This window comes from Nocardia anaemiae NBRC 100462 (assembly GCF_001612725.1).
Classification (GTDB): domain Bacteria; phylum Actinomycetota; class Actinomycetes; order Mycobacteriales; family Mycobacteriaceae; genus Nocardia; species Nocardia anaemiae.
Genome location: NZ_BDAZ01000010.1, coordinates 1 through 13781, shown reverse-complemented (window position 1 = coordinate 13781; position 13781 = coordinate 1). Strand labels below are relative to the sequence as shown.

Annotated in this window: 15 protein-coding genes and 1 pseudogene; 7 read left to right on the top strand and 9 right to left on the bottom strand. The window is 64.3% G+C overall.

Annotated features, from left to right (window positions below; all coding sequences use genetic code 11):
* Positions 1-35 precede the first annotated feature (35 nt).
* From NA5_RS07690 to NA5_RS07680, 3 genes are all read right to left on the bottom strand, one after another.
* Positions 36-938 (bottom strand): CDP-alcohol phosphatidyltransferase family protein, encoded by a 903-nt coding sequence (locus NA5_RS07690; protein ID WP_062983417.1) that lies wholly within the window; start codon positions 936-938, stop codon positions 36-38.
* Positions 935-1657: a phosphatidylserine decarboxylase gene (locus tag NA5_RS07685; protein ID WP_062983415.1), complete on the bottom strand. Its 723-nt coding sequence runs from the start codon at positions 1655-1657 to the stop codon at positions 935-937. Before NA5_RS07685 ends, NA5_RS07690 begins: the two co-directional genes overlap by 4 nt.
* A gap of 102 nt (positions 1658-1759) precedes the next feature.
* Positions 1760-2032, bottom strand: a complete 273-nt coding sequence (locus NA5_RS07680; protein ID WP_062983414.1) for a GlsB/YeaQ/YmgE family stress response membrane protein — start codon at positions 2030-2032, stop codon at positions 1760-1762.
* Between the two features lie 223 nt (positions 2033-2255).
* On the opposite strand from NA5_RS07680, the gene NA5_RS07675 reads away from it, so the two are divergent.
* A complete protein-coding gene (locus NA5_RS07675; protein ID WP_062983412.1) occupies positions 2256-3284 on the top strand; it encodes a beta-ketoacyl-ACP synthase III in 1029 nt (342 codons plus the stop codon).
* A gap of 145 nt (positions 3285-3429) precedes the next feature.
* Here the strand turns inward: NA5_RS07675 and NA5_RS07670 are convergent, their stop codons facing one another.
* The 5 genes from NA5_RS07670 to NA5_RS07650 form a co-directional block, all read right to left on the bottom strand.
* Positions 3430-4566: an RDD family protein gene (locus NA5_RS07670; protein WP_157110285.1), complete on the bottom strand. Its 1137-nt coding sequence runs from the start codon at positions 4564-4566 to the stop codon at positions 3430-3432.
* Between the two features lie 11 nt (positions 4567-4577).
* Positions 4578-5219: a hypothetical protein gene (locus tag NA5_RS07665; protein WP_062983408.1), complete on the bottom strand. Its 642-nt coding sequence runs from the start codon at positions 5217-5219 to the stop codon at positions 4578-4580.
* On the bottom strand, positions 5212-6480 hold the full coding sequence (locus NA5_RS07660; protein WP_157110284.1) for a WXG100 family type VII secretion target: 1269 nt from the start codon (positions 6478-6480) through the stop codon (positions 5212-5214). Before NA5_RS07660 ends, NA5_RS07665 begins: the two co-directional genes overlap by 8 nt.
* Positions 6477-6818, bottom strand: coding sequence for a hypothetical protein (locus NA5_RS07655; RefSeq protein WP_062983404.1), 342 nt, complete (start codon positions 6816-6818; stop codon positions 6477-6479). The genes NA5_RS07660 and NA5_RS07655 overlap by 4 nt, the downstream gene beginning before the upstream one ends.
* A 296-nt stretch (positions 6819-7114) precedes the next feature.
* A complete protein-coding gene (locus NA5_RS07650) occupies positions 7115-7579 on the bottom strand; it encodes an SRPBCC family protein (protein WP_062983402.1) in 465 nt (154 codons plus the stop codon).
* A 208-nt stretch (positions 7580-7787) separates the two neighbouring features.
* Between NA5_RS07650 and NA5_RS07645 the strand changes: the two genes are divergently transcribed.
* From NA5_RS07645 to NA5_RS07625, 5 genes are all read left to right on the top strand, one after another.
* Positions 7788-7979, top strand: coding sequence for a hypothetical protein (locus NA5_RS07645; RefSeq protein ID WP_062983400.1), 192 nt, complete (start codon positions 7788-7790; stop codon positions 7977-7979).
* A gap of 21 nt (positions 7980-8000) precedes the next feature.
* Positions 8001-9668, top strand: a complete 1668-nt coding sequence (locus tag NA5_RS07640) for an NAD(P)/FAD-dependent oxidoreductase (RefSeq protein WP_062983398.1) — start codon at positions 8001-8003, stop codon at positions 9666-9668.
* Between the two features lie 14 nt (positions 9669-9682).
* Positions 9683-11185, top strand: coding sequence for an ATP-binding protein (locus tag NA5_RS07635; RefSeq protein ID WP_062983396.1), 1503 nt, complete (start codon positions 9683-9685; stop codon positions 11183-11185).
* The gene (locus tag NA5_RS07630) at positions 11185-11538 is read left to right on the top strand and encodes a UBP-type zinc finger domain-containing protein (RefSeq protein ID WP_062983394.1); all 354 of its coding nucleotides are present in this window, start codon (positions 11185-11187) and stop codon (positions 11536-11538) included. The genes NA5_RS07635 and NA5_RS07630 overlap by 1 nt, the downstream gene beginning before the upstream one ends.
* 133 nt (positions 11539-11671) lie before the next feature.
* On the top strand, positions 11672-12112 hold the full coding sequence (locus tag NA5_RS07625) for a hypothetical protein (protein ID WP_245672137.1): 441 nt from the start codon (positions 11672-11674) through the stop codon (positions 12110-12112).
* A 100-nt stretch (positions 12113-12212) separates the two neighbouring features.
* Here the strand turns inward: NA5_RS07625 and NA5_RS07620 are convergent, their stop codons facing one another.
* Positions 12213-12830 (bottom strand): DUF8020 domain-containing protein, encoded by a 618-nt coding sequence (locus NA5_RS07620; RefSeq protein WP_062983392.1) that lies wholly within the window; start codon positions 12828-12830, stop codon positions 12213-12215.
* 387 nt (positions 12831-13217) lie between these two features.
* Here NA5_RS07620 and NA5_RS07610 point away from each other — a divergent pair.
* Positions 13218-13781 (top strand): annotated as a pseudogene (locus NA5_RS07610) (AAA family ATPase); the annotation flags it as partial.

Genomic DNA, 13781 nt, shown 5'->3' with positions numbered 1-13781 from the left:
TGATTCCTTAAGGAATACCTGCGACCAGCGACGGCTCAGTGATGCAGTTCGTCTACCGGACGTTCCTTACCCGGACGGCGCAGCCGCAAGCGGCTCGCCCCGCGGATCGCCGGACGCCGCAGAGCGGGCCGTCGGCGCTGCGCCCGCCGCTGGGCCCGGCGTTCGGATGGCTTGTGCTGCCAGGTCTCCGGACGCGCGGCCACCCAGCGCTGCGAATGCCATGCGAACGGGATGTGCCCGAGGTATAGCGCGACCAGCACCAGCAGCAGCACGATCGGATACGTGACCAACAGCGCCGCCGCGAGCGCGGTCAGCACCAGCAGCCCGGCCGCCGCCTGCGGCGCCACCGATACCGACTTCATGGCCAGCGTCGGAATCGTACTGACCGCCAACCCCGCCGCGAACAACGTCCAGGCCGCGACCTCGTAGTAGCCGACCCACCAGCCGTCACCGAACTGCACGTACAGCCCGATCGGCACCAGCGCGATCAACGCCGCCGCCGGTGCGGGGACGCCGACGAAATACTCGCGCGCCCACTGCGGTCGGGTGTCGTCGTCGAGCAGGGTGTTGAACCTGGCCAGGCGCAGCACAAGGCTCACCGCGAAAACCAGCGCGATGATCCAGCCCGCGCTGTTGCTGTCCAGCAGCGCGATATAGATCACCAGACCGGGCGCGACACCGAAGGAGATCGCGTCGGAGAGCGAATCGAGTTCGGCGCCCATCTTGGTGGTGGCACTCAACATTCGGGCCAGCCGACCGTCGAGGGTATCCAGTACGGCCGCCGCGCCGATCATCGCCAAGGAGATGTCGAGCCTGTCGTCCAGGGCGAACTTCACCGCGGACAGTCCGGCGCACAGCGCCATGATTGTCACAATGCTCGGCAACAGCCGGATGGACCGGCGCCTTCGCTGCGGTGTGGGCAGGGCCTGCTCCATCATGAGTCGGTGGCAAGTACGGCCAGCACGGTCTCGCCCCCGATCGTGCGCTGTCCGGGTTCGACGAGCAGTTCGGTGCCCGCCGGGAAGTATGTGTCGACCCGGGACCCGAAACGGATCAGGCCGTAGGTGTCGCCGATGGTCAGTTTGTCACCGACCTGCGCGTCGCAGACGATGCGCCGCGCCAGCAGGCCCGCGATCTGCACGACCACGAGCTGCGCGCCACCGGGGGTATCGATGACCATGCTGTTGCGCTCGTTCACCGCACTGGCCTCGGGCAGATCCGCCGAACGGAACTGACCGGACTGGTGCAGCACCGTGCGCACGGTGCCGGAGATCGGCGTGCGCTGTACATGCACATCGAGCACCGAAAGGAAAATGCTCACGCGCGGCAGCGGCGCATCGCCGAGGCCGAGTTCGGCGGGCGGAGTCGCGGTATCGACCAGGGCGATCTCACCGTCGGCCGGGGCGACGACCACGCCAGCCCGGTTTGGCGGCACCCGATTCGGATGCCGGAAGAAGGTCGCGCAGGCCGCGGCGGCCAACAACCCCGTTCGGCGCACCCACTTGCGTTTACCCCCGATTACCGCCACCGCGAGCGGTGCCGCGACGAAGGGCAGCCCGGCGGGATGCAGCGGGGGAATCGCGGCCCGGACCAGATCGACGACATGGCCGACTCCGGTCGTCTCGGGCGTGCCGGGCGGGGTGGGACGGCGTGCCACAGGCTCCTCTTTCGTGCTCGATGCAGACGGTTTGCGCCCCTCAACGATAGGTCGGCGCAAGCGTTCACACCTTACGGGAATCGAGCCTGTGGCACCCCACGGTCAGCGCATGGCTTTACGGCCGGTGAACAGCCGCACCAGGAACAGCAGAATCACCGCGCCACCGAGGCAGGTGAAGAAGCTGAACCAGAGACCGCCGCCCTCGACGTCGACGCCTAGCAACTTGAGTAGGAATCCGCCTAGTAGGCCGCCGACCACACCGACCACGATATTGAGGAGGATGCCTTGTTGGGCATCCGTCTTCATTATCTTGCTGGCGATCCAGCCGGCCAGACCGCCGATGATGATCCACCCGATAATCCCGAGTCCGAGCATGGTGACCTCGAATCACTAGTTGGGGCAGCGCCGCAGCACAGGGCGTGCTTCGAGGGGTATACCCGTCAAATGTGAGAATACGCACTCCCAACAAGCACGACTCGGGCTAATATGAGGGGGCCTCATGTCTACGGTGACGTAGGCGGCCGGCCGATGAGGGACTCATTTTTTGCTTTCGGGGTAGCACCCGGCGGCGCCGCCGCAGGTACATAGGAGACGCATCATGGCTGCTCGAATCGCCCAGACAACAGGGGCTGAGCACACGGCGATCCTCGGGCTCGGCGTTTACCGCCCCGCTCGGATCGTCACCAACGACGAGGTGGCCGGACCCATCGACTCGAGTGACGAGTGGATCCGCACCCGTTCCGGAATCAAAACGCGGCGCTTCGCCTCGAAGGAGGAGACGATTCAGAGCATGAGCGTCGCGGCCTCTCGCGGCGCGCTCGAATCCGCCGGAGTCGAAGTCGAACAGGTCGACTGTGTCATCGTCGCCACCTCCACCCACCTCTTGCTGACTCCGGCGGCCGCGCCGCAGATCGCCACCGAGCTGGGCATGAACGGCACGGCGGCGTTCGATATCTCGGCCGGATGCGCGGGCTTCTGTCACGCGCTCGCGCTGGCCTCGGATCTGGTGCGCGCCGGAACCGCCGGACATGTGCTGGTGATCGGCGTGGAGAAACTGACCAACACCATCAATCCGAAGGACCGCGCGACCGCCTTCCTGTTCGCCGACGGCGCGGGCGCGGTGGTGGTCGGTCCCTCGGAGGAGCAGGGCATCGGCCCGACGGTCTGGGGTTCGGACGGCACCCAGCACCATGCGATCCGCCAGGACAAGGACTGGATGGAGTTCTTCGCCGAAATCGAGGAGAAGGGCCTGGACGCGGTGCGGCCCTACCTCGCCATGGAGGGTACGGCGGTATTCCGCTGGGCGGCACATTCGTTGGAGAAGGTCTGCCGCGATGCCATCGATCGCGCGGGCCTATCCACCGACGACCTGGACGCGATGATCCCGCACCAGGCCAACGGCCGGATCATCGAGATCATGGCCCGCGTGCTCAAGCTGCCCGAGCACTGCGCACTCGCCAACGATATCGAGGAGACCGGAAATACCTCGGCCGCCTCGATTCCGCTGGCCATTGAGGCGCTGCTGCGCAAGGGCGAGTCGAAGCCGGGCGATACCGCGCTGCTGATCGCCTTCGGTGCGGGTCTTTCCTACGCCGCGCAGGTTGTCACGCTGCCCAACTGGCAGTAGCTCAGCCCGGACCCCAGGTGACCTTCACCGTGAAGGTCACCTGCTGGGTGCCCGGTTCCAGCTGGCCGGTGCAGCGACCTTCGGGTCTTGTTGTCGTCGCGGCTGCTGGCCTCGCTGATGGTGATGACAGGCCGCACGAGTTCCATCAGACTTCGTTGCGCTGCCGCAGGTCTCGTCTTCGTACGGCTGGCAGGAAGTAGTCCCCAACCCTATCCGGCCCCGGTAGATCGCCGTTGCCGACGAGCGCGATCGGAAACCCCACCACTAAATACAGATCTACCAACCACACGGCCAACAATCGTCCGAGCGAAGGGAAGGTTCCGTCGTCGGGGCGGATGACGCGCAATCCGAATACGGCCTTGCCAACGGTCGTGTGGAAGATCGCCTGCACACCGACGCGGTCGGCTACCGACGCCAGCATCCAGAACCCCAGCACGACAATCGGACTCACACCCAGATGCTTCCAATCGAACCGGGTAGCGGCCTCGACCGAAAACTCGGGACTGACGGCGATCGCCGAGCCGATCCCGACGCCGAGATGTAATGCCCAATCAAGTGCGAAGGCCAAGACTCGACGGAGCACGCGGGGTGACGGATAACGAGTGTCTTGTGAGCCACCATGCCGCGCCGCTGATTCACCGACCGGCTTCATCATCACGCGACCGCGGTCTGGATTCAACTGAAATTCGCGAACGGACTGCGGCGGCGATCCCTGTGGATCGAGTCGATCGCCAGAACGATTCTCGGTGAACGCGAACGCGGGCGGTTGTCTCGCCGGAGAATAGTATGCGTACCGAAAGTCGCCGCCACCTGGCGCCGATATGACGCCACGTTTGCGTGGATCGCCTGCGAACCATGCTGTCGAAGAGTTGCCGTCTACCACTGAACCTATTTGATGAACCCAACTGCTGACGATCAGTTGTGAGATGCGGGTGTTGTTTGCGTCTTTCAGCTCAACCCACTCGTACCGGCCGTTGGTGACATGGCCGACTCGATACTCCAACCAGGGGTGCCGCAGCAATATCTGCCTTGTCCGTCTCCTGATCCACAGCATGCATCCGCCGATAATCCCCGCGCAGAACAGGATTACCGACAATATGCACCCGGGAGCGGACATGCGGTGGGCCAAATGGCTGTGGCCGGAATCGCCCATACTGATAAAGATTACCGATGCTGGAATGCTGGCGATCCCGGCGGCCAGCGCCATCCACGGCAACAGCGCGCCCTTTCGCAACGCGGCGCGTGTCGCTGGCCAGGATGCGGCAGTTGATGATGTTTCCACGATGAAAGCCCTCACAAGTCCAGCGACGAGAGACGGGGCGTCGACCGACTATGTGCCCGGAACTCGACCGACTGCGCCATATCGACCATCATCTTTCGGAATTCCGGACCATAGTCGACTGCCGCGGTCGATAGCTCGACAGCAGCAAGGGCTGACCCGTCATTTGACGGCACTACCGCTTCGAGTTGGTACGTGGCCGTTGCGTTATTCACGTACGGCCTCCCGGGAAGTTCCGGCGTGGGGAGCTCTGTCACTCGTTCAGCGAACATCATTGGCCGACTGCCCACATCTACCATCTCGATATCATATTTTTCGCCGGATTCGGCCCTGGACTCGATCAGATTCGTCAAAGCCAATCGGGGGTTGATCTTCTCTCCGTCGGTTTCATAAACGCAAACCGTGATGCATGATGTGATCAGTTTTCCGTCCGATGTCAGATGCCGACCTATGCCACAGTATCTCGTATCCCTGTGGGCCAGCTCGGTGAAAAGTGCTGCGGCAGCGGGTAAGATGGCCTGAGCCATGGATTTCATGGTCGACGGCCGCATTTCCCCAACTATCTCCTGGGCAACGCCGATCCGGCTCGCGATATCGGTCAGAGGCATTTCCATGAAGCCGTGCGGAATCCAGATATCTACCGTTGTCTCAGCCATTGCCGACGTTCCCAATATTGAAGAGGCCGAGACCTGCCTTACCCGCGCGTGAGAATAATTCGATGCCAGCCGCCGAGGTTCCCGCCTCGGACTTGCCTGCCTGGCTGAAGTCCTCGAAGAAGCTAGTGAAATCGCTCATGGATCGGGTCACCGCCGACGGCATCAGCGGAACCTTGTTGACAACATTCGGAACACCATCAATAATTTTGGTAGCTATTCCCGGCGCTTGCGCTCCCTCAGTGAATGCCCTTACTGCGGGCGCCAGTTCTCCAAGTTCGGTAAATGCTTTCACACCCTTTACCGCGCCTCCAACGCCAGGTATGACACCTAGGCTGTCAAGACCCACTGTCATCCCTATCTTCTTCAGTGCATCACCATTGAAATCCCCAGAAAAGACATCCTTGAATGCGTCACGGACTTCGGGGTCGAGCGCATCCATTGCCAGGACACCCACACCGGCGACGAGCGCGATACCTGCGAAGATCGCGTCGGCGGGCGGTGGTGTAACCAGTGCGAGCAGACCCGTAACCGCAGTTATTCCTGCCAACACATCGTGGATCTGCTCTCGGTGATCGCTGATCCACTGGCCGACACCTTTTATCGCATCAGTGATGCGATCCCAGATGCTCTTGTCCGGCGGGCCGGGCGCGAAATCCTTTGCGGCCGCATCCAATTCGCTGGCGAACCGCCGAGCCACGGTGTCATGTGTGCTTTCGAGATCTCGCGCGCGACGGATGATCGAATCGACGTTTCCTTCCCAGGTGTTGACTGCAGCGACGGCAGCGTTGACCTGCGCGGTGGCCGCGTTGAGGCGGGTCTGCGCGGCCTGCAACTCAACCGGATCGGTGAAGGTCATACTGCCCAGACCCAGGTCTGTGTTCGACCGAGCTTGCTGCAATGTTTGTAGCGCGCTGTTGTACTGCCCTTTGGCCTCGGCGGCTTCGGCTTCCAAAGCCTTGGCGGTGTCCTGGAAGCCCACCAGGTCCGTGTGCCATTCGGCGAGGAGCCCGACGGCCTTTTCGAGGGAATTCTGTGCGTAGCCGAGATCCTGGGCGAGGGTGGCATCGAAGTGGGCGCGGAAGGCATCGCCGCCCTCGCCCTGCCAGACGTTGTCGTTGCTGTTGCGCAGACTGTTCAACAGCTGATTGGTTTCCTTGACCGCCTCGGCGGCGGTGCTGATCTGCCCGCGCAGCCCCGCCACGTCGTCAGGTGCGCCCGGGACAGGGTTGAAACCGAGGTAGGGGTACGGGTTCTGGCTCACGCTGTGACCGACTGTCCGTCAACAGCATTCTTGGCCTGCTCGACGACCTTGGCGAATGCTTCGTCAGTCTGCTGATAGGCATCGAGGCACTGCGCGACACCGTCCGCGGTCGCCTTGGCCGACTCGCCGATCCGTTCGATGCCGAATTTCCATCGCCGTTGGAAGCTGTCGGCGGCATCGTTGAGAGTCTTGGTCCCGATGTCGCCGTGGCCGCCTTCCTTCATCGCGTTCATCGCATCGTTGAGAACCTGCTCGGCGCCGCGCAGAGACTGAACCGTCTTACTCAACACATCGATGTCTACCCCTAGAAACCCGGCCAACTCGACACTCTCCTTCACACGCGATCACGTACATGCCAGCCGCCGAGAACCCTGCCCGGCCCGTAGGACGGTTCACGGGGTGGAGTGGAGTTCCGGTCGGATCCAGGCACTTGTATCAGTAATGGACGCACCGGCTTCCGGAACGGTTCCATCGAGTGACCATTCTTGTGTCCCAGGTATCCGCCACCCCACCGCACGAGTCCGCCGTCGAGGACGCGACCTCCCCCACCGACCGCCGGTTTCCCATGCGCATCGAACATGAGTCAGGCCCGGCCCGATGATGCGGACCGGGCCTGACTCGTGTTCAGGGGACGCTACCCGCGGTCGACAGCCGCCTCCACTGCGGACTTGATGTTGGCGAGCGTTTCGTTCATCCCGCGTTCGAGCAGCTCCTCGAACGGCTGCTCGCCGCCCATCGCGGCGTCGATGGACTTGCGGGAGAACCAGCTCGTGCCATTGGGCACGTCGCGGCGTTCGATCAGCCGGGTGCCGGTCGCGGTGGGCTCCAGCGTGTAGCTCCAGATGCTGCGGTTCTCGTTGATCCGAAATGCGAAGGCCTGGTTGGGCTCATAGCGCACAATGCGCGCGGTGGTCGGCCAGTACTTCTTGCCGTCGGTATTGAGGTTGATCGTCCAGGTACCGGCCTTCGGTGTGCCGAGCGCGAGCATCCGCACGCACTGCGGGCTGAACTCGGGCATCCGCTTGAGATCGGCGACGACGGCCCAGACCTGTTCCGGCGGTGCCGCGATCTCGATCGTGGCTTCGATATTCTTCGGCAACGTTGCCTCCGGAGAACTGTGCGACGGACGTCCGTCTAGCACTACTTGACGTTTCGGCAAACAGCCTAGTCGGCGGCTGTTGGAAGACAAATGGGTCACTTTTTCGCGATTTGATTGCCCGGCCTTGTAATGGCGGGCGCACAATGACGGATAGACGAAGCATCAGACACTGCCACAAGCTTTTCCGTCAAGCGTGAGGTGATCGGCCGTGAAACTGCGCTCGCTCTTACATCGTCGGCACGCGGATCAGGTTCCGCTGCTCCCCGCTATCGAACCTGAGATCCGCGCTACCCGAGACACCTCCGCGCCGCGCACCACCCACCCGCTGGTCACGGATGAACAGCTAGAGCGCCTGCTCACACCCACCGAGCTCGACTTCGTGCGCGAGCATCGCGTTTGACGAGCGTTCCATACTCGATAGGTGACTGCACCCGCTGCTACGAAACCGGCCATCCTCAGCGTCGACGACGATCCGGGAGTCTCCCGCGCGGTCGTACGCGACCTGCGCCGCCGCTATGGGGCCGATTACCGGATTCTGCGCGCGGAGTCCGGCGCGGACGCGCTCGACGCACTGCGCGAGATGAAACTGCGTGGCCAACCGGTCGCGGTACTGATCGCCGATTTCCGGATGCCGGGCATGGACGGCATCGAATTCCTCGAGCAGGCCATGGACCTGCATCCGTACGCGCGCCGGGTACTGCTGACCGCCTACGCCGATACCAGCGCCGCGATCGATGCGATCAATGTCGTCGACCTGGATCACTACCTGCTCAAGCCGTGGGATCCGCCGGAGGAGAAGCTGTATCCGGTGCTCGACGGGTTGCTCGAGGCCTGGCGCAGCAACGACCACAAACCCGTCACCGAGACCAAGGTCGTCGGCAACCGCTGGTCCCCACGGTCGTCGGAGGTGCGCGAATTCCTGGCCCGCAATCAGCTGCCCTACCGCTGGTACCTGGCCGAGGAACCGGAAGGCGCCCGGCTGCTCGAGGCCGCGGGCGCCGATCCCAATATCTGTCCGGTGGTGATCACCCCGGGTGGGCAGGCGCTGGTGCAGCCGAGCGACGGCGAGCTGGCCGAAAGCGTCGGGCTGAACACCAATCCGACCGGTGATTTCTACGACCTGATCGTGGTCGGCGGCGGACCAGCCGGGCTCGGCGCGGCGGTATACGGCGCCTCCGAGGGCCTGCGCACGGTGCTCATCGAGCGCACCGCGACCGGCGGCCAAGCGGGCCAGAGTTCGCGCATCGAGAACTATCTGGGCTTCCCGGACGGGCTGTCCGGCGCACAGCTGGCCGATCGGGCGCGGCGGCAAGCCGCGAAGTTCGGCGCCGAGGTGATCACCACGCGCGAGGTGGTCGGGCTGGAGGTGAACGGGTCCGCGCGGACCGTGCGGTTCGCCGACGGTGGACGGCTCTGCGCGCACACGGTGATCATCGCGACGGGTGTGGACTACCGGCGTCATCCCGCGCCGGGTGTGGACGATTTCACCGGGCGCGGTGTCTATTACGGCTCGGCCATGACCGAGGCCTCCGAATGCGCCGACCATGATGTCTACATCGTCGGCGGGGCGAATTCGGCGGGGCAGGCGGCGGTATTCCTGTCCCGCAACGCGCGCACGGTGCATCTGGTGGTTCGCGCGGATTCGCTGGACAAGTCCATGTCGCACTATCTGATCCAGCAGATCGGGCAGATACCGAATATCCGCGTGCACACCGATACCGAAGTGATCGCCGCCGACGGCGGCGATCACCTGCAACAGATCGTGCTGCGCAACAACCGGACCGGTGCGGAAGAAAAAGCCGAGGCCGAACGGTTGTTCCTGTTCATCGGTGCCGCACCACAGACCGACTGGCTCGATGGCGTGGTCAAGCGGGACGAGGCGGGCTATGTGCTCGCCGGTCCCGATCTGCTCGTCGACGGAACCAGACCCGCGGGCTGGGAGCTACCCAGACCGCCGCATCACCTGGAGACCAGCGTCCCCGGTGTCTTCGTCGCGGGTGACGTGCACGCCGACTCGGCGAAGCGGGTGGCCTCGGCGGTCGGCGAGGGCGCGATGGCGGTCATGCTCGTGCATCGGTACCTGGCGTGATAGGAGGCTGGACCATGAATTCGAAGGAAACAGCGGATCGCAGCAGTCATCTGGTCTGCGATCCGGCGGAGCTGCGCAGCCTCTTTCTGTTCGAGAAGCTCACCGACGAACAGCTGGAGCTGCTGTGCGCCGATGGCCGCATCGAGACCATCGAACCGGGACTGGTCTTCCGCGAGGGCGATCCGGCCACCTGCTTCTACGTGTTGATCGAGGGCGAGGTGCAGCTCACCAAGCTCTCCGGCGGCGCCGAGATCGAGACCACGCGCACCGACTATCGCGGCGCGTACGCGGGCGCGTGGACGGCATATCTGGGCGACAAGGTCGACCAGACGTATACCGGTTCGATGTATGTGACCCGTCGGTCGCGCTTCTTCGTCCTGGATGCGGGCGCCTTCGCGCGAATGATGCACGACTGGTTCCCGATGGCCGTGCACCTGCTCGAGGGCGCATTCTTCGGTAACCGCAACTCCGCGCAGCGAATCGCCCAGCGCGAGCGTCTGCTCGCACTCGGCTCGCTGTCGGCGGGTCTGACCCATGAGCTGAACAATCCGGCCGCCGCCGCGGTGCGCGCCACCTCCGGCCTGCGCGATCGGGTCGCGGGCATGCGGCACAAGTTGGCCATGATGGCCCAGGGCAAATTCGACACCGAATCCTTGGAAGCGCTGGTGCGGTTGCAGGAGGAGGCCGCCGCCCAGGTCGCCAAGGCACCGGAGTTGACCACCTTGGAGGCCTCCGAGCGCGAAGACATCCTCAGCGAATGGCTGGAGGAGCACGGCATCGAGGACAGCTGGAACCTGGCCCCGAATTTCGTGCAGGCCGGTTTCGATGTGGACTGGCTGGAACGCGTGTCGGCCACTCTGGAGGGCAGTCCCGACCAGGTGTTCCAAGGCGCGATTCGATGGCTGAACTACACCATCGAGACCGAATTGCTGATGAACGAAATCGCCGATTCGACCACACGCATCTCCACCCTGATCGGTGCCGCCAAACAGTATTCGCAGATGGACCGGGCGCCGTTCCAGGTGGTCGACATCCACGAACTGCTCGACAGCACACTGGTGATGCTGAGCCGCAAGATCGGCGACGGCGTCGAGGTGGTCAAGGAGTACGACCGGACGCTGCCCGAAGTGCCTTGCTACGCGGCGGAATTGAATCAGGTGTGGACCAATCTGATCGATAACGCGGTCTACGCCATGAACGGCGCGGGCACGCTCACCATTCGCACCAGGCACGAAAACGATTGCGTCGTTGTCGAGATCGGCGATACCGGTCCCGGCGTACCGGCCGAGGTGCGCAGCCGCATCTTCGAACCGTTCTTCACCACCAAGCCGGTCGGCGAGGGAACCGGTCTCGGCCTGGATATTTCGTTCCGGATCGTGGTGAACAAGCACCACGGCGATATCCAGCTCGATTCCGAGCCGGGCAATACCAGATTCACGGTCTGGCTCCCGCTGCATCGTCCCGAAGAAATGCCGGAATCCGGCGAGGCAGCCGAAGCCAATGTAGGAGGTCAGTGATGACGCAGGAGTTGGAGGGCATCGATCCCGCGGTCGCGCCCAGCGGTCCGGGCTGTATGGAATGTGAAGCGGCCCAGGGCTGGTGGGTGCACCTGCGGCGCTGTGCGCAGTGCGGCCATATCGGCTGCTGCGACACCTCACCGGAGCAGCACGCCTCCAAACACGCCAAGGACACCGGACATCCGTTCATCCAGAGCTATGAGCCGGGCGAGGATTGGTTCTTCGACTTCCGCTCCGAGGAGATGTACAGCGGCGGACCGGAACTCGCACCCCCGACGCATCATCCGGTGGACCAGCCGGTGCCGGGCCCGCGCGGCCGGGTGCCCGCCGATTGGCAGAGCCGCATCCACTGACCCTCGGGGATCGTTGGGAAAAACGTAAGGCCCGCACCGCACTGTGGGCTCTATGACACCAAAACGATCTCACCCGGTAGCCTGCACCGGACGCGCCGGAGACTCCGGCGCCGCGAGTTACCTGGGAACGCACGTGATCAAGCGAATTACCGCCATCGTCCTAGCCACCGGGGCGGTGGCCGTCGCGCTGGCCGGATGTGGCAGTTCGGACGATTCCAGCTCCGACGCGAACGGTCTGCGCAAGGGCGCGACGGGCACCAGTACGCCTGCGAGCACCACGTCCGCGACCGGCGCCGCGGCGACCACGGCCGCCGACGCACCGACCACCACCAAGACCACGGTGAGCTACCCCTCGCTCGGCCCGGCTTCGAGCACCACCTGCGGTGCATTCAAGAAGTTGGACAGCACCGAGGAGAAGGAGCTGATCGAGAAGGTGCTCGCGGAGAATCCGGGCAGCGAGTTCGAGGGCAGCCCAAATGTCGCACTCGGGACCGCCAAACTCGTCTGCCTGGCACCCAGCTACGCCGATACCCCGGTCGCGGTGGCCGCCGGGATCGTCCAGAAGGACAAGTAGGGCCCGCGCTGCTCGGTCGCGGCACCAGCGGCCCACACACAGAACGCGCGTACACGGCGGACAGTCGCCGTGTACGCGCGTTCTACTTATGGCGCGAGGATCAGGGCTGACCGGTGGCGAACGCGATCACGGCGTCCAGGAACTCCTGGCCGCCCATGACGTATCCGCCGATCAGCGCACCAGCCGGGATGCTGATAATCCACAGGAAGGGGATGAAGGCCCCGATGACGGCACCGATGACGATGCCGGGCAGGTTCTTGTTGACCTGCTCCATGAGCCGGTCGTACGAGCTGATGTCCTTCAGGCCCGCGATGTCGTTCAGCTTCGCGGTGTCGGCGGGGGTCATCGTCGAAGTCAGCGCGAGGGTGTGGCCATCCGCGCTGATCTGCTGGCTCACCGCGATCGGAAGTCCGGCGACCTCGGAGTGCAGCGGCACCTGGTCCACCGTCGCGCCGTCGTCGGACTTCAGCAGCACTGCGGCACCGTCCGAGGCGAGCTCGAACCGGCCGCTGTCAACCGCCCAGGTGATGGTCTTATCAGTTGGGGAAACCGTTGTGTGGTAGTTGATTCCGTGTGCAACACCAGAAGTCACGCCCCCCTGGGTCACTGCCGCCGGATGGTCAGTCGCCACGGCGGGCTGCCCATTGGCGGTAGCCGCGGTAATCCCCACCGCGGTGACGGCCATGAAGACAGCAGTAGTGATCTTTCCGAACTTCATTTCTTGAATTCCCTCCACTTTGTTGTCCCGCCCGACAAGGGGCGGGCCCAGAACGTTAGCGGGTGGAATTCGTTGTCGCACATCCGTGTTCGTCAATCGGGAAACTGGGCGGCGTGATCGGCCGAGGCCGATGCGATCGACTCGGACAGGCGTACCAGCCGCCGCGGCGAAATTACTGGTCAGAGCGCACCGCCGCGATTGCCCGTCCGATCGGTGAAATCGACGACGATCCGCGACCGTTTTCGGTTCCGTGAGCACATTCACAATTTCGGGTGGCCGGGGGAAATGGCGGATCGAGGTACTCCCCATCGATGTTTTTCCGCGCCTCTGGGGATCTATCCGGCAGACCACTGACCAACCAGGCCTCGACGCGGGCAGAATGGCACAGTGGCAGAACTCGCGCTCACCGCTCGACTGAATCCCTCCGCCGCAGATGCCAGGCGCGGGGTGGTCCGGTTGCATCCGGAGGCGCTGACCGCGCTCGGCCTGCGGGAATGGGACGGTATCGCGCTGATCGGGGCGCGCCGCACGGCCGCGGTGGTCGGGGTGGCTCCTGCGGGCACACCGGCCGGGGTTGCGCTGCTGGATGACGTGACATTGTCCAACGCGGGCCTGCGCGAGGACGCGAATGTGGTGGTCTCCCCCGCGACGGTCTACGGCGCAAAGCAGATCTCGGTGAGCGGTTCGGTGCATGCCACCAGGACCATTCCGGCGGCGACGCTGCGGCAGGCACTGCTCGGGAAGGTGGTCACGGTCGGTGACGCGGTATCGCTGCTGCCCCGCGATCTCGGTCCGGATATCAGTTCTTCGGCTGCCACCCAGGCCCTTTCGCGCACCTTCGGCATCGCGTGGACCACCGAGTTGCTGACGGTCACCGCGACCGATCCCGGCCGCGTTCCGGTGAGTGTGCAGCCCAATACCGCGGTGGTCTGGGGCGCGAGCGCGGTGGCG